Raw genomic sequence first — 14,574 nt, 5'->3', positions numbered from 1 at the left:
CTGACACCGCTCTCGGCCAGGGGTGTCGCCTGGCGCGAACAGAACCGAGGATGGCGACGGAGGTCGTTCCGACGAGCGTGACCGCACCAACCGGCTTCCTGGCCACGCCCATCCGCTCGCGCTCCTGGGACGAACCGTCGGCCTCGGCCGGCGCAGGCGCTCGGTAGCCTCGGCCCGTGCGCGCCAGCTCGGCCTCGGCGATCGACCTCCGCCCCGTCGGACGGGTCGAGTCGCCCCTCACCGACCCGGCCCAGGCCCCGCGCCAGGGCGACGAGGGCGCCCCGGACGCCTGGCTCGTCGTCGACGCCGGCTACGCCGAGGCCGCCCACGACCTCGCCGTGGGCGACGAGCTCGTCGTCCTCACCTGGCTCGACCGGGCACGCCGAGACGTCCAGGTGACCCAGCCCCGAGGTGACCCCTTCGCCCCCCTGACCGGTGTCTTCGCCACCCGCTCGCCCGACAGGCCCAACCCCATCGGTCTCCACGAGGTGCGGGTGCTGGCCGTCGACGGGCTCCGGATCCAGGTCAGCGGGCTCGAGGCCGTCGACGGGACCCCCGTCGTCGACATCAAGCCCCGGCTCGGCCCCGTCGGAGAGCGCTGACGACGCCCCCACGAGCCCGTGGGCGGTTTCGGATCGTCACCTGGGGGGAGGCGGGCGTCGTGATCAGCGTGACCCAGCGATGTGGCCGGTGCGGCCAGCAGGTACCCGTCGACCGGGAGTGCCGCTCGTGCACCCCGTCGCCCCCGATCGTCGTGCGGGGCATGGCCCGGCTGGCCACCGCCGGCTTGGGCGCGGTGGCGCTCGTGGCCGCGGTCATGAACAGCAGCACCTGACCCGCACGCCGACCTCCGCCGGACGTCGTCCGGCGGTCGGGCTCAGCCCTGGGCCTCGAAGCACTCCTGGTTCAAAGTGTCGAGCTCGTCGCGCCGCTCGTTGCCCAGCTCGTCCTCGGTGGCCGCCCGGTAGATCCGGTTGACCTCGGCCTGGTCGTAGTCCTCGAAGATGCGGTCGGTCAGGCAGGCCGCCACGTCCTCGGGCACCTCGGTGCGCTCCACCAGGTCGGCCTGGAACTGTGCCTTGCTCACGTCGCCGTCCTCGCCGCACGCGCCCAGGGCCAGGGCGGCCACGACGGCGAGGGCAGCGGCGAGGGGGCGGGGTGAGACGAGTCGGGGCACCGGGGGCTCCTGGTGGGTGACGGGGTCGGAAGCGAGGATACGGCCCCACCCCCCGCCGCCGGCCACCCGGGTCGTCCGCCTCCTGGACGGTTGTCCAGGTAGGGTGCGGCTGCCCTGCGTCCGAGACGAGAGGATCCACCCATGCGCGTCGTCGTCGACTACGACCTGTGCGAGAGCAACGCGGTCTGCATGGCCGTCGCCCCCGAAGTGTTCGAGGTCCGAGATGACGACTTCCTCTACGTGCTGGACGAGACCCCGCCCGAGGAGCTGCGCAGCAAGGTCGAGGAGGCCGTGGTCCGCTGCCCGAAGCAGGCGATCCGCCTCGAGGACTGAGCGCCCGACCCGGGCGGGGCGGTGACGGCGATGCGTGACGTCGTCGTCGTCGGCGCGTCCCTCGCCGGCCTCCACGCCGCCCGGGCCCTGCGCCGCAACGGCTTCGACGGGACGCTGACGATCGTCGGCGACGAGCCCCACCAGCCCTACGACCGCCCGCCGATGTCGAAGCAGGTCCTGGCCGGGACCTGGGACGCCGGGCGCACCGGCCTCCTGACCGAGCGCGACGCCGACCTCGACCTCCGGTGGACGCTCGGTCGGTCGGCCACCCGCCTCGACGTCGGCGCCCGCACCGTCGCCCTCGACGACGGCACCGCGCTCGCCTACGACGGGCTCGTCATCGCCACCGGCGCCGCGCCCCGGCGCCTCCCCGGCACCGAGTCGTTCGCCGGCGTCCACGTCCTGCGCACCCTCGACGACGCCCTGGCCCTGCGGGCCGACCTCGACGCCGCCCCGGCGCGCGTCGTCGTGGTCGGCGCCGGGTTCATCGGCGCCGAGGTGGCCGCCACCGCCCGGGGCCGGGGGCTGGCCGTCACCATGGTCGAGCCGCTGCCGGTGCCGCTCGGCCGGGTGCTCGGCGGGGAGGTGGCCGAGACGGTCGCCGCCGTCCACCGCGACCAGGGCGTCGACCTCCGCCTCGGCGTCGCCGTCGACGCCGTCGAGGGTGGGGACCGCGTCGAACGGGTCCGCCTGACCGACGGGTCGGTCATCGCCTGCGACGTCCTCGTGGTCGGCATCGGCGTCGTGCCCAGCACCGGGTGGCTCGAGGGATCGACCCTCCCGGTGGCCGACGGGGTGGTCGCCGACGCCACCTGCCGGGTCGCCCCCGGCATCGTCGCCGCGGGGGACGTCGCCCGCTGGAGCCACCCCGTCCACGGCGACATCCGCGTCGAGCACTGGGACCACGCCATCGCCCAGGGCGGCCACGCCGCCGAGACCCTCCTCGCCGGCGACGGCGCCCGCCCCTTCGCCCCGGTGCCGTGGTTCTGGTCCGACCAGTACGACCGCAAGATCATGCTGGCCGGCCGCCCCGCCGGCGCCGACGAGGTGCGGGTGGTCGACGGCAGCCTGGCCGAACGGCGCTTCGTCGCCCTCTACCGCCGCGGCGACCAGGTCGTCGCCGCCCTGGGCATGAACCGGCCCGCCCCCCTCGCCCGCTGGCGCCTGCGCCTGGCCGACGGCGTCGGCTGGGACGAGGCCACCGCGCCCGCCGAGGCGTGAGCGGGGACCCGGCCGCCGAGCTGGTCGAGGAGGTCGACGCCGCCGGGCGCGTCCTCGGCGTCGTCACCCGGGCCGAGGTGCGCCGGCGTCGGGTCCGGCACCGCACCGTCTTCGTCGCCGTGCTCGACGCGCCCGGCGCCCGCCTGCTCGTCCACCGCCGGGCGGCGTGGAAGGACGTGTGGCCCGGCCGCTGGGACCTGGCCTTCGGCGGGATCTGCGCCGTCGGCGAGAGCGCGCGCGACGCGGCCGTCCGCGAGCTGGCCGAGGAGGCGGGCCTAGGCTCGCCCCTCGCCCTGGTCGGGGAGGGCACCTACGAGGACGCCGACGTCGCCGAGGTCGCGACCATCTTCACGACCCGCACCGACGACCCGCCGACGTGCCCCGACGGCGAGGTCGTCGAGGTGGCGTGGGTCGCGGTCGAGGACCTCGGTCGCTGGGTGGCCGAGCACCCGGTCTGCCCCGACAGCGTCGCCCTGGTGCTGCCCCCCGTGGCTCCGTCCTAGGGTGCTCGGCGCCATGACCGGCCCTGCCCTCGTCCTCCTCCTGCTCGCCGCGCCCGTCGCCCTCGTCAACTGGGTGGGGGTGGCGCGCGACGACCGCCGGCTCGTGTGGGCGGCCAAGCCGACCACGCTCGTGCTCCTCGTGCTGGCGGCGGTGGCCCTCGACGCCGATGACCCGACGGTGCGGGTCTGGTTCGTGATCGGCCTGCTGCTGTCGCTGGCCGGCGACGTCTTCTTGATGATCCCCGACGACACCGACCTCCCGGTGCCTCCGTTCCTCCTCGGCCTGGGCGCCTTCCTCCTCGGTCACGTCGCCTACGTGGTCGGCATGGCCAGCGACCTCGACTCGTGGGGCTTCGTGATGGTCGGCCTGCTGGTGGTCGCCGCCGTGGGCGCCCTCGTCGCCCCCCGCGTCGTGGCCGGCGTGCGGGAGGCGAGCCCCGAGCTCACCGGCCCGGTGCTGGCCTACATGGCCGTGATCTCGACCATGGTCGTGTTCGCCTTCGGCCGGGGCTCGATCGTCGGGATCCTCGGCGCCCTGTCCTTCTGGACCTCCGACGCCATCTTGGCCTGGAACCGCTTCGTCACCCCGTCCCGCCTGCTCCAGGTCGCCGTCATGGTCACGTACCACCTGGCCCAGCTCGGCCTCGTCCTGAGCCTCGTCGGATGATCCGGAGGTACCGGCCGGCCTCGCTGGGCGTCCACCTGGCGCCGGCTCGGCCTCGTCCTGAGCCTCGTCGGATGACTCGGAGGTGCCGGGGCATCCGGCCGGCCTCTCCGGGCGTCCACCTGGCGCGGCTCGGCCTCGTGCCCTCGATCGTGGGCTGACCCGTGCGGGCCCGGATGGCGACCCTCGTCGTGCTCGGCGTGCTGGCCGGCTGCGGGAAGCCGGCCGTGCTCGACGTCGACCGGTCCGAGGTGCGCATCCGGGAGCGCCTGGCCGAGACCTACGACGTCACCGTCGACACCGTGACCTGCCCCGACGAGGTCGAGGTGGAGGAGGGGGCGACCTTCACCTGCCGGGCCGAGGTCGGCGACGGGCGGGTCGAGGTCGACGTCCGCCAGACCGACGGTGAGGGGACGCTGGAGGTCGAGGCCCGGGCCGCGATCCTCTCCACGCCCCGCGTCGAGGCCGACATCGCCGCCACGCTCGCCGACCGCTTCGCGCGCGACGACGTGACGGTGACGTGCGACGGGCCCGCAGTGCGGATCGAGGAGCCCGAGGCCACCTTCGCCTGCGAGGCGGTCGACGGCGACGAGACCCGGGAGGTCGAGGTCCGCGTGCGCGACGCCCGCGGCGCCCTCGCCTACACCCTGCGCTGAGCCCTCAGGTGAGGTCCACGGTCGATGCCGCTCCGGTCGGCTCGACCGGGGGTGGGGCCGTGCCGATCTCGATGCGGTCCCGGCCGCGGTCCTTGGCCACGTAGACGGCGTCGTCCGCCGCGACCATCAGGGCGTCGGGGTCGACGCCGGCGTCCACCGTGACGATGCCGGCCGAGAACGTCTGCTCCATCGGGGTCCGCCTGGCCATCCGGCTGATCACCGAGATGGCGTCCTCGGTGCCCGTCTCGGGCATGAGGACGGCGAACTCCTCGCCGCCCCACCGGGCCAGGACGTCGGAGGTCCGGAGCGCTCCCGTCCAGGCGCTCGTCGCCGCCTTCAGGAGCTGGTCGCCCACGAGGTGCCCGTGGGCGTCGTTGAACCGCTTGAACCGGTCGAGGTCGAGGACGGCGACCGAGAGGGGGCGCCCCGTCCGCGCCGCCCGGGCCAGCTCGCGGGTGAGGTGGTCGTCCCACCCCCGGCGGTTGAGCAGGCCGGTGAGGGGATCCTGCCGGGTCATGGTCTCGAGCCGCTCGACCAGCTCGGCCCGGTCGACGATGGCGGCGGCCTCGTCGGCGAGCAGCGGCAGCGAGTAGGAGGCGAGGGCGGGGACGCGGCGGCGCGGCTCGGCCCAGCCGACCGCGAGGTCGATCGTGGCGCGACCGCCGGGGCTGATGCCGGGCTGGTGCACCCAGGCGCGGACCCCGAGGGCGGCCGACACGCCGCCCCGCGTCGCCCCGTCGGCGTCGACGTCGAGGATGACCTGGGTGCGGGCGCTCTCGAGGGCCCGCCGCACCGCGGGGGGGACGAGGTCGGCCGTGAGCGTCACGAGGGGCACCGCCCGCCCGGCGGAGGCCGTGACCGTGATCCCCCGCTCGGCCGGCTCCAGGAGCACGGCCAGGTCCGCCCCCGTCAGCTCGAGGGCGAGCTGGCACACGTCGCTGCGGGAGTCGTGGTGCGCGGCGGCCCGGCCCAGTCGCGCCACCCGATCGACCGCCCACCGCTCCTGGGTCGTCCGCCGGACGAGCTCGTGCACGACGATGCCGATGACGGCGGCGACGAGGCTGAACATGAGGGCCTTGCGCCACTCCGAGCCCGGGTACTCGTCGCCGCCCACGGTGACGATGGGGACGATCGCGGTCAGGACCGACATCACGAGCGTGACGGCGATCTGGGGCCGGCTGCCGTAGGCCGCCTGCCACATGACCACCAGGAGGAGCATGAACAAGAAGCCCGACCGACCACCGCCCGTCGCGTCACGGACGAGGCCGACGTTGGTGCAGTAGATCGCCACGATGCCCAGGCGAGGCCAGTCGGGCAGGCGCTCCCACGGCACGAAGACGATGAGGGCACCGCACCCTGCGAACCCCAGGAACGCCAGGGCGATGGCACCGAAGCGCCCGGGCTCGCCCGGGGGGAGGGCGACGACCACGAGGGCGGCGGCCACGAGGGCGAGGAAGGGGAGCACCCGTCGCTGCCGGCTGGCGCGCGTCGACTCGGGCTCCCAGGGGCGGGTGTTGGTGCGGGTGGTCGAGGAGGTGGGAGCCACGGGGGGAGGGAGGGTCGCCGGACGCCACGTCCCTGACATGGCACGTCGGGGTGATGGGCACACCCCTCCGATGGACTACCCGTCGGTCACGACGGCCCGTCCTTGAGGGCCGAGGCCAGGTCGCCGGCGACCCGGCCGCGCAGGGCCACCCCCGCCCGCATCCGCTCCCGGTGCTGGGCGATGGGCTTGTCGCCCTGGGGGACGGGGTGCTCGGCCAGGAAGCCCTCGACGGCATGGGCCAGGGCGGGGTCGGTCACGGACCGGATCCCCTCCAGCAGGCGGCTGATGCTGTTGGACGGGAACCGGGCCAGGGCCTCGTCCCAGTGGGCGGTCAGGAAGTCCCACGTCCGCCGGGCCTGGGTGCGGTTGGCGATCGCCCGCCGGATCACGAAGGGAGCGTCCTGGGTGCGGACGTCGTCGGTGAGGCACATGGCCAGGAAGGCGTCGTTCTCGGCGTCGCCGGGGAAGTCGGCCAGGACACCCAGGTAGCGCAGGCGCTCCTGCGGGGTGGCGCCGGTGGCCGAGCGCTGGCGGAAGGCGGCGAAGCGCTCGGCGCCGCCCTCGGCGGCGAGGACCCGGAGGGCGGCGTCGAACAGGTCCGTGTCGACCTCCTCGCCCTCGTCGGCCCGGGCCAGCAGGGCCTGGGCCCGGGCGCGGGTCTCGGGGTCGGCACCGGTGGTCCCCAGGGCCGTGACGAGCGCGCCCCGCAGTGCCGCGGTCCGGTCGGGCTCCCCGGCGACGGGGTCGAGGCCGACGCGGCGCAGCGCGGGGCCGGCGAAGGCGCGCACCCAGGTCTGGAGGTGCGGGCGGGTGTCGTCGTCGACCAGCCGGTCGAGGGCGCTCACGACGCCGAGGACGCGCTGCCACACCGACAGGTCGGTCTCGTCGGCGTAGCCGCGCAGGAGCTCGAGGACCTCGCCGATCCCGATCGTCCCGGCGAGCAGCGACGCCCAGGCGTCGTCGATCAGGGCGTAGCGCTCGACGGCGGAGATGCCCGGGGCCCGAGCGGCGGCGGCCAGCCCGGCGGCGTCGTAACGGACCCGGAAGAACCCGGACCCGCCGCTGTTGGTGATGACCCACGCCGGCGGGGTGGCGAGGGTGACCTCGGCCGTGGTGCCCTCGACCAGGACGCGCTCGAGGGTGACGCTCGACGTGGTGGCCTCCGCCCCGGGCGCCCACCGGACCAGCACGGGCACGACCCACCGGGTGGCGTCGTCCCCGGAGCCGTCACCGGTGTCGTACAGGAACCGCTGCTGGGTCAGCCGCAGGGTCGCGGTCTCGCCCTCCGGCTCGACGGTGACCGCCAGCTCCGGGTGTCCGCCCTGGAAGATCCAGCTGTCCATGATCCGCCGCACCGGCTCGCCGGTGGCCTCCTCGATGGCGTCCCACAGGTCGGTGGTCACCGTGTTCCCGTGGGCGTGGCGGCTGATGTAGAGGCGGATGCCGTCGCGGAAGCGGTCCTCGCCGAGGTACTGCTCGAGCATGCGGACGACGGCGGCGCCCTTCTCGTAGGTGAGGACGTCGAACATGCCCTCGGCGTCGGCCGGGGAGACGACCTCGAACTCGATGGGCCGGGTCGTGGTGAGGGCGTCGGTGTCGTAGGCGGCGGTGCGCGAGATCCCGAAGTCCGTCCACCGGTCCCACTCGGGTCGGAAGGCGTCGGTGCAGCGCATCTCCATGAACGTGGCGAAGGCCTCGTTGAGCCAGATGCCCTCCCACCACGCCATGGTCACCAGGTCGCCGAACCACATGTGGGCGATCTCGTGGTGGATGACGTCGGCGACCCGCTGGAGCTCGGACTGGGTCGACCGCTCGGGATCGACGATGAGGAGGGCGTCGCGGAAGGTGACGCACCCGAGGTTCTCCATGGCCCCGAAGGCGAAGTCGGGCACGGCGACCAGGTCGAGCTTGTCGGCCGGGTACGGCACGCCGAAGTACTCGGTGAAGTACCGGAGGGCGAAGGCGCCCGACTCGAGGGCGAACGCCGTGAGGTCGGCCTGGCCGGCACGGTGGACGATGCGGAGGGGCACGCCGTCGACGTCGATCGGGTCGGTGGCCTCCAGCGGGCCGACGACGAAGGCCACGAGGTAGGTCGACATGAGCATCGACTCGGCGAAGGTGACGCGGTGGCGGCCGTCCTCGATCGGCTCGCGGCCGGCCTCGGCGGCGTTGCTCACCGCGAAGAGGTCCTCGGGCACGTCGAGGGTGATGGCGAAGGTGGCCTTGAGGTCGGGCTCGTCCCAGCACGGGAACGCCCGGCGGGCGTCGGTGGCCTCGAACTGGGTCGTGGCGATCACCCGGTCGGTGCCGTCGTCGTCGGTGAACGTCGACCGGTAGAAGCCCCTCAGCTTGTCGTTGAGGATCCCCCGGAACGCGAGGTGGACGATGGCCGGCCCGGCGGCCAGGGGCCCACCGTCGACGGCGAGCGTGGCCCGCTCGTGCTCCTCGTCGAGGGTCACGGTGACGTCCCGGCGTGCGCCGCCGACCTCGAGCCACGCCTCGTCGACCTCGAGCTCGATGGCGTTGAGCACCACCTCGGCCGTGGGCTCCTGGACCTCGACCTCGATGGCCACCGTCCCGGCGAAGGTGGCGGCTTCGAGGTCCGGCGCCAACCGGAGGTCGTAGCGGCGGGGGAGGACGGTGCGGGGGAGGCGGTGCGGGTTGGTCTCGGCCACCGGCCGACCCTACCGGCGGTCCCCGCGCCGCGGCGTCGGGTCCAGCCCGGCTCGGTGGTCGTGGAGGCGTTGCCCCCCGGGCCGTTCTGAGCCACCGATCGGCCATCGGTGGCCGATCCCTGCCTCACAGGCGACCCAGGCGTGCGGCTACCAGCCCTGGTAGGTGGGATCCCGGCGCTCGACGAAGGCGGCGATGCCCTCCTGGGCGTCGGCGGTGTGCATGGTGAGCTCCTGGGCGACCGCCTCGTCGGCGAAGGCGCCGGCCCGGTCGGACTCCAGCGACCGGTTCACCAGCCACTTGGTCAGCGCCAGGGCGCGGGTCGGGCCGGCGGCCAGGCGGGCGGCCCACTCGGCCGCCGCGGCCTCGAGCTCGTCGGCGGGGACGACCCGGTTGACGAGACCGAGGCGCTCGGCGTCGGCGGCCGGGACCTTGTCGCCGAAGAACATCAGCTCCTTGGTCCGGTGCGGGCCGATGAGGCGGGGGAGGAGGTAGGCGCCGCCACCGTCGGGGACGATCCCCCGACGCACGAAGACCTCGATGAAGCTCGCCGTGTCCGCCGCGACCACCAGGTCGCAGGCCAGCGCCAGGTGGGCGCCGATGCCGGCGGCGGTGCCGTTCACGGCGGCGATGACCGGCACCTCGCAGTCGAGCACGGCGGCGACCAGGCGCTGGGCCCCGTCGCGGATGGTGCGGCTGATGTCGCCCACGGCCCGGTCGGGCGCCCCCTCGGGGCGAGCGGCGGCGGGGCGCGAGGCCCGCAGGTCCGCCCCGGTGCAGAAGGCCTTGCCGGTGGCGGTCACGACGACGGCCCGGACGGCGATGTCGGACGAGGCTGCCGCCAGCAGGTCGATGACGCGGTCCCGCTGGTCGGGCGTGATGGCGTTGCCGACCTCGGGGCGGTTCAGGGTGATCCACGCCACCCCTCCGTCGGTCCGGTGCTGCACCTGCTCGTCGAGGGGGCGGTCGTCGGCCATCCCCGCAGCGTAGGAACCGACCTGACACTCCGTCAGATCAGGTGCACCCGTCGGGACCGCTACCGTCCGCCGCCGTGCCCGACGTGATCACGGCTCCGGCCAAGCTGACGCTGTCGCTCCGGGTGACCGGGGTGCGCGACGACGGCTTCCACCTGGTCGACGCAGTGATGGTGTCGCTCGACCTGGCCGACACGCTGACGTTCGGACCCGGCGACGACCTCACCGTCGAGGAGGCGAGCACCGGGCTGCCGGTGCCCGCCACCGACGACAACCTGGTCCGCCGGGCCCTCGTCGCCGTGGGCCGGAGGGCGTCGGTCCACCTGGTGAAGCGCATCCCCGCCGGCGGGGGGCTGGGCGGGGGGTCGGCCGACGCCGCCGCCGTGCTCCGGTGGGCGGGCCGGGCCGACGACGTCGACCTGGCCGCCGGCCTCGGCGCCGACGTGCCCTTCTGCCTGCGGGGCGGGCGCGCCCGGGTCACCGGCATCGGCGAGGTCCTCGACCCGCTCCCGCCCGAGGACGCCACCTTCACGCTCGTCGTGCCGCCCTTCGGCTGCTCCACCCCGGCCGTCTACGCGGCGTGGGACGAGCTGGGCGGGCCCACCGCCGCCGGGCCCAACGACCTCGAGCCGGCCGCCCTCGTGGTCGAGCCCCGCCTGGCGGCGTGGCGCGACGCCCTGGGGGGCGCGACCGGCGAGGTCCCCGTCCTGGCCGGGAGCGGCAGCACCTGGTTCGTGCCCGGCGCCCACCCTGGCCCCGACCGCCTCGTCGTCCGCACGACCCCACCTCTCGGCTGACCTCTCGGACGCGTTCCTGCGTCGCCGAGAAGTCCTCCCGTCCGTGACGCGAGAACGCGGGGTGGGTGGTGGGTCGCGTCAGAAGGAGCCGTCGCGGGCGAGGGTGTAGGCGGCGGCGGCCCGGCCCTCGCCGACGGCCCGGACCACGACGCCGATGTCGCCGTCGGACTCCAGGCAGCGCTCGCCGACGCGGACCTCGACCTGGTCGCCCCCGTCGACCTGCTCGATGGCGACCACCTGGCCGTCGACGTCGCGGCGGACCACCACCTCCAGGTCCATGCCCTCGGGGGCGGAGAGCGTCACCGTGACGTCCCCGTTGCAGAGGAACCCCCCGTCCTCGGTCGGTAGGACGAAGGTGTCCACGTCGTCGCGGGGCACGATCGTGCCCTCGACCTCGCCGTCGTCGTCGGTCAGGAGCTCCGGGTCGTCGAGGTCGTCGGGCTCGGCCTCGCACCCGTTCTGCGGCTCGTCGTCGTAGTCGGCGAAGCCCGTGTCGCAGACGTGGCCGTCGGTGTTCGGGGCCGGGGTGCCGATCCGCACGCCGTCGGTGCACGGCCAGTAGGGGAGGTCCGTGCACGGCGCCGTCGTGGTCGTCAGCGGGGTGGACGTGGTCGTGGCCTGCGGGGCCAGGGCCTCGCCGGCGGCGCGCCCGTCGTCGCCACCCGTCACGACGGCGACCAGCCCGGCCACGAGCAGGAGGGCGACGACGGCCGCCACCCCGCCCACCAGCACCCGGTTGCGCAGCACGACGTCGGCCAGGCCGGTCAGCGGGCTCGTGGCGCCCGTCGCCGCCGAGCCCCGCAGGCGGGCCGCCGACGGTCGCCGGTCGGCCCGGGGGTCGAGGGCGGTGACGAGAACGGCGCGCAGCTCGGGGGGCAGGTCCCGGGGTGGCCGGTCGACCTTGCCGGACGCGGCGCGGTGCATGAGCACCCGCGGGTCGGCCGCGACCGGACCGAACGGCCCTGCGCCGGTGAGGGCGAAGAGCAGGGTCGCGCCCAGGGCGAACACGTCGGCGGCGGCGCTGGCGGGCTCGCCCCGCGCCTGCTCGGGGGCCATGAAGCCGGGGGTCCCGACGACCATCGACGTCGCCGTCAGGCCGAGGGTGTGGTCCTGGGTGCTGGCGACGCCGAAGTCGACCAGCCGGGGGTCGCCGTCGGCGGTGAACAGGACGTTCTCGGGCTTGATGTCGCGGTGGACCACCCCCTGGCGGTGGGCGGCGGCCAGGGCGTCGAGCAGGCGGTCGGCCAGCACCTGCACGGCCTCGGGCTCCATCGGCCCCTGGGTCGCCACCCGCTGGTGGAGGCTGCCGCCGGACAGGTACGGCATCACCAGCACGACGTCGTCGCCGTCGTCGAGGAGGTCGAGCAGGCGCACGATGCCGGGGTGGTCGAGCGACCGGAGGACCTCGGCCTCGCGCCGGATGCGGGCCCGGGCCCGGGCGATCTCGTCGGGTGTGCCGTGGAGCGACAGCCGCTTCAGGGCCACCTCGGTGCCGTCGGGCGCCACCGCCAGGTCGACCACGCCCATGCCCCCCCGGCCGAGGCGACGCACGACCTGGTACTGCACGTCCGCACCCTACGGGCCGGCACCGCCGAGCCCGCCGCCGCCCCACCCCACCGGCGGGGTGGGTGACCCATGCCCCGGGGGGTGCGCGTGGTTGACGCGCGGACCAGGGGTAGGGTGGCGTCTGTGACACAGACGACCGAGCCCACCGTGATCACCGAAGCGCTGACCGTCATCGATCGGTCCCTTGCGCAGCTGGCCGCTCGTGAGCTGGTGTCGTCGACCGAGATGTCCGACCTCCTGCTCGATCTGCGTCTGCTCCTCATGGCCTCGGACCCCGGTCCCGTCGACGAGCCCGTGGGCGAGGGCGCACCCGCCTGAGCGGAGCTCGACGGCGGCTCGTCCGCCCCGTCGCCCCCTCGGCTCAGGCCAGGGCGAGCAGCTCGTCGAAGGCGGCCTCGATGCAGGTCCGCAGCAGCACCGGCTCGGCCACGGCGCCGACGTCGATGTGCAGGCCCATGTCGAGGTTCCCGTTGACCGACATCGTCGTCAGGTTCCACGCCGTGCCGGCGAGCGGGCCGATCGGGTGGTTGCCGAGGATCTCGGCGCCCGCGATGTAGAGGGGGAACGGCGCCCCCCGCACGTTCGAGGTGGTGAAGTCCACCGTGGCGGTCTGCTGGCGGACCATCCGGACCAGCACCGGCGCGGGGAGCAGGTTCCCCAGCCCGGCGACGGCGCCGGCGAAGCCCACGGCCCGCTCGCCCTTGGTGATGCCGAGGCGGTCGTGCACCTCGCGGAACCGCTGGCGGGGGTCCTCGTCGACCGGGACCCGGACGCGGGTCGGGGCGAAGGCGTTGCCGCCCGACGACTTGTCGGAGCGGGTGCTGATCGGCATGGCCATCCGCAGCTCGTCGACGGTGACGTCGAAGGCCCGGTGGTACGCACCGGCACCGCCGGCGGCGCCCGTGACGAACAGGTCGTTGACGCTGCCGCCGAGGGCGGTGGCCGCCGCCTTGGCGTCGGCGAGGGGGATGCGCAGCAGCTCGAGGCGCCGATCGAGGGTCCGCTCGCGCCACAGCGGCGACAGCGCCTCGCCGGTGACGCCGATCTGACGGGCCAGGGATCGGGCTGTCGCCGCCGCATCGCCGGGCAGCGCGGCCAGCCGGGACGGGTGGACCCCCATCTCGACCGCCCCCCCGACCGCCTGGCGGATGAGGTCACGGGGCGTGCGGGTGAGCTGGGCCAGCGAGCTGATGGCGGACTCCACCGGAGACGGTGGCGGCGCCCCCTCGGCGTCACCCGTGGCGACCGGCTCCGGGTCGGGCCGGGGCGGCGGGTTGCGCTCGAAGTCGATGAACTCGACCGACATCCGCACCCCACCCTCGCCGTCGGTGATGCTGTGGTGGAGCTTCTGGATCATGGCGCCGCCGCCGTCGGCGAGCCCCTCGACGAGGAGGAAGTCCCACAGCGGGCGGTCGCGGGGGAACGGGGCCGACGCCGTCGCGGTGGCCAGGTCGAGCAGCTGGCGCATGTCGCCCGGGGCGTCGAGGACGACGTGGCGGACGTGGTCATCGAGGTCGAGCTCGGTGTCGTCGACCCACCGGGGCGGGGTGATGCCGGCCAGCCCACCCTCGACGCGGCGCCGCAGCCGGGGGACGGTGCGGACGGCCCGCTCCATGGTGGCCCGGAACCGGTCCGGGTCCGGCGGGCGGTCGAACAGGCTGATGTTGGCGAACGCCGACGACAGGTGCGGGTCGGCGTCGAGGGTCCACATCAGGGCCTCGACGTCGGTCAGGTGCCGGCTCTCCTCCACCGAGCCGAACCTAGGCGCTCCTAGAAGGGCACGCTCGTGTGCTTGAACTCGTTGAGGTTCGGCACGGCCAGGAGGGCCACGACGCGGTCGATGGTGGACCGGGCGTGGGCGCCGTCCTCGCCGGGGCGGTCGAGCAGGCGGACGAAGGCGGCGGCCCCGTCGTGGATGAACGTCGGCACGCCCCACACGTCGTGGTCGGTCGCTGCGGCCTCGTGCTCGGCCCGGACCTGGGCCAGCAGCGAGCCGTCGTCGACCCCGGCGAAGGCGGCGTCGGCGTCGACGCCGTGGTCGGCCAGCACCTTGGCCAGCACGTCGCGGTCGCGCAGGTCCTGGCCCTGGTCGTGGCGGGCGGCGAAGAGGGCGCCGTGGACGCCCAGGAACGCCTCGGGGGCGGTGTCGCGCACGTGGACGCCGACCTGGAGGGCGACGATGCCGCTGTCGTCCTCGGGCCGGTCCCAGATGGGGCTCTCGCCGTCCTCGACGTGGACCTGGCCCAGCGAGAAGGGCACGAACCGGACGTCCCAGCCGGCCCCTGCGGCGAGGCCGGCGAGCACGTGCTCGTGGGCGTTGCGGGCGAAGGGGCAGCGGTAGTCCCAGGTCACGGCGAAGTCCGTCATGGCTGGTGCAACCCCGGGGCCGGCCGAGGGCTTCCCGCGTCCTCCGCCACTCGGCTCCGCCTCGCCGGCGTGTCTCCTCCGCCACTCGGCTCCGCCT

Annotated in this window: 16 protein-coding genes; 9 read left to right on the top strand and 7 right to left on the bottom strand. The window is 75.0% G+C overall.

The genetic code is table 11. The features are described 5' to 3' along the window. Window positions 1-176: 176 nt before the first annotated feature. Entirely contained in the window at window positions 177-602 is a 426-nt protein-coding gene (gene tsaA, locus HC251_RS16500; protein ID WP_219941700.1) for a tRNA (N6-threonylcarbamoyladenosine(37)-N6)-methyltransferase TrmO, read from the top strand. A gap of 59 nt (window positions 603-661) precedes the next feature. Further along, window positions 662-835: a hypothetical protein gene (locus HC251_RS16495; protein ID WP_219941699.1), complete on the top strand. Its 174-nt coding sequence runs from the start codon at window positions 662-664 to the stop codon at window positions 833-835. Between the two features lie 42 nt (window positions 836-877). Here the strand turns inward: HC251_RS16495 and HC251_RS16490 are convergent, their stop codons facing one another. Beyond that, window positions 878-1,177: a hypothetical protein gene (locus HC251_RS16490; protein ID WP_219941697.1), complete on the bottom strand. Its 300-nt coding sequence runs from the start codon at window positions 1,175-1,177 to the stop codon at window positions 878-880. A 141-nt stretch (window positions 1,178-1,318) separates the two neighbouring features. Here HC251_RS16490 and HC251_RS16485 point away from each other — a divergent pair, with 141 nt between their 5' ends. The 5 genes from HC251_RS16485 to HC251_RS16465 all read left to right on the top strand — a co-directional run bounded on the left by HC251_RS16485 (window position 1,319) and on the right by HC251_RS16465 (window position 4,554). Beyond that, on the top strand, window positions 1,319-1,510 hold the full coding sequence (locus HC251_RS16485) for a ferredoxin (RefSeq protein WP_219941696.1): 192 nt from the start codon (window positions 1,319-1,321) through the stop codon (window positions 1,508-1,510). Window positions 1,511-1,540: 30 nt separating this feature from the next. After that, entirely contained in the window at window positions 1,541-2,731 is a 1,191-nt protein-coding gene (locus HC251_RS16480) for an NAD(P)/FAD-dependent oxidoreductase (RefSeq protein WP_219941695.1), read from the top strand. Continuing rightward, entirely contained in the window at window positions 2,728-3,234 is a 507-nt protein-coding gene (locus tag HC251_RS16475) for an NUDIX domain-containing protein (RefSeq protein WP_219941694.1), read from the top strand. The genes HC251_RS16480 and HC251_RS16475 overlap by 4 nt, the downstream gene beginning before the upstream one ends. Before the next feature lie 13 nt (window positions 3,235-3,247). Further along, window positions 3,248-3,901: a lysoplasmalogenase gene (locus HC251_RS16470; protein WP_219941692.1), complete on the top strand. Its 654-nt coding sequence runs from the start codon at window positions 3,248-3,250 to the stop codon at window positions 3,899-3,901. A gap of 173 nt (window positions 3,902-4,074) precedes the next feature. Further along, a complete protein-coding gene (locus HC251_RS16465; protein WP_219941691.1) occupies window positions 4,075-4,554 on the top strand; it encodes a DUF4333 domain-containing protein in 480 nt (159 codons plus the stop codon). A 4-nt stretch (window positions 4,555-4,558) separates the two neighbouring features. Here HC251_RS16465 and HC251_RS16460 read toward each other — a convergent pair whose 3' ends face one another. The 3 genes from HC251_RS16460 to HC251_RS16450 all read right to left on the bottom strand — a co-directional run bounded on the left by HC251_RS16460 (window position 4,559) and on the right by HC251_RS16450 (window position 9,750). Beyond that, window positions 4,559-6,100 carry a GGDEF domain-containing protein gene (locus HC251_RS16460; protein ID WP_219941690.1) on the bottom strand — a complete coding sequence of 514 codons (1,542 nt, stop codon included), beginning with the start codon at window positions 6,098-6,100 and terminating at the stop codon, window positions 4,559-4,561. 86 nt (window positions 6,101-6,186) lie between these two features. Continuing rightward, entirely contained in the window at window positions 6,187-8,775 is a 2,589-nt protein-coding gene (locus HC251_RS16455; protein WP_219941689.1) for a M1 family metallopeptidase, read from the bottom strand. A gap of 147 nt (window positions 8,776-8,922) precedes the next feature. Further along, complete coding sequence (locus tag HC251_RS16450; RefSeq protein ID WP_219941688.1) at window positions 8,923-9,750, bottom strand: enoyl-CoA hydratase/isomerase family protein; 828 nt, start codon at window positions 9,748-9,750, stop codon at window positions 8,923-8,925. A 74-nt stretch (window positions 9,751-9,824) separates the two neighbouring features. Between HC251_RS16450 and HC251_RS16445 the strand changes: the two genes are divergently transcribed. Further along, window positions 9,825-10,544, top strand: a complete 720-nt coding sequence (locus tag HC251_RS16445) for a 4-(cytidine 5'-diphospho)-2-C-methyl-D-erythritol kinase (protein ID WP_219941687.1) — start codon at window positions 9,825-9,827, stop codon at window positions 10,542-10,544. Window positions 10,545-10,622: 78 nt separating this feature from the next. Here HC251_RS16445 and HC251_RS16440 read toward each other — a convergent pair whose 3' ends face one another. Next, window positions 10,623-12,110, bottom strand: a complete 1,488-nt coding sequence (locus HC251_RS16440; RefSeq protein ID WP_219941685.1) for a serine/threonine-protein kinase — start codon at window positions 12,108-12,110, stop codon at window positions 10,623-10,625. Window positions 12,111-12,233: 123 nt separating this feature from the next. Here HC251_RS16440 and HC251_RS16435 point away from each other — a divergent pair, with 123 nt between their 5' ends. Further along, window positions 12,234-12,428 carry a hypothetical protein gene (locus HC251_RS16435; RefSeq protein WP_219941684.1) on the top strand — a complete coding sequence of 65 codons (195 nt, stop codon included), beginning with the start codon at window positions 12,234-12,236 and terminating at the stop codon, window positions 12,426-12,428. Between the two features lie 43 nt (window positions 12,429-12,471). On the opposite strand, the gene HC251_RS16430 is transcribed toward HC251_RS16435, so the two are convergent. Both HC251_RS16430 and HC251_RS16425 read right to left on the bottom strand, forming a co-directional pair. Further along, window positions 12,472-13,860, bottom strand: a complete 1,389-nt coding sequence (locus tag HC251_RS16430; protein WP_219941683.1) for a wax ester/triacylglycerol synthase domain-containing protein — start codon at window positions 13,858-13,860, stop codon at window positions 12,472-12,474. Between the two features lie 20 nt (window positions 13,861-13,880). Next, entirely contained in the window at window positions 13,881-14,477 is a 597-nt protein-coding gene (locus HC251_RS16425) for a DsbA family protein (RefSeq protein WP_219941682.1), read from the bottom strand. Window positions 14,478-14,574 lie beyond the last annotated feature (97 nt).

This window comes from Iamia sp. SCSIO 61187 (assembly GCF_019443745.1).
Lineage (GTDB): Bacteria > Actinomycetota > Acidimicrobiia > Acidimicrobiales > Iamiaceae > Iamia.
The sequence above is the reverse complement of the archived record's forward strand: the minus strand, read 5'-3'. Positions and strand labels throughout refer to the sequence as shown.

What these genes read in the sequence shown, in the direction of transcription:
- HC251_RS16485 (WP_219941696.1), top strand. Translation starts at nt 1,319, where the DNA reads ATGCGCGTCGTCGTCGACTACGACCTGTGCGAGAGCAACGCGGTCTGC.
- HC251_RS16480 (WP_219941695.1), top strand. Translation starts at nt 1,541, where the DNA reads ATGCGTGACGTCGTCGTCGTCGGCGCGTCCCTCGCCGGCCTCCACGCC.
- HC251_RS16470 (WP_219941692.1), top strand. Translation starts at nt 3,248, where the DNA reads ATGACCGGCCCTGCCCTCGTCCTCCTCCTGCTCGCCGCGCCCGTCGCC.
- HC251_RS16465 (WP_219941691.1), top strand. Translation starts at nt 4,075, where the DNA reads ATGGCGACCCTCGTCGTGCTCGGCGTGCTGGCCGGCTGCGGGAAGCCG.
- HC251_RS16450 (WP_219941688.1), bottom strand. Translation starts at nt 9,750, where the DNA reads ATGGCCGACGACCGCCCCCTCGACGAGCAGGTGCAGCACCGGACCGAC.
- HC251_RS16425 (WP_219941682.1), bottom strand. Translation starts at nt 14,477, where the DNA reads ATGACGGACTTCGCCGTGACCTGGGACTACCGCTGCCCCTTCGCCCGC.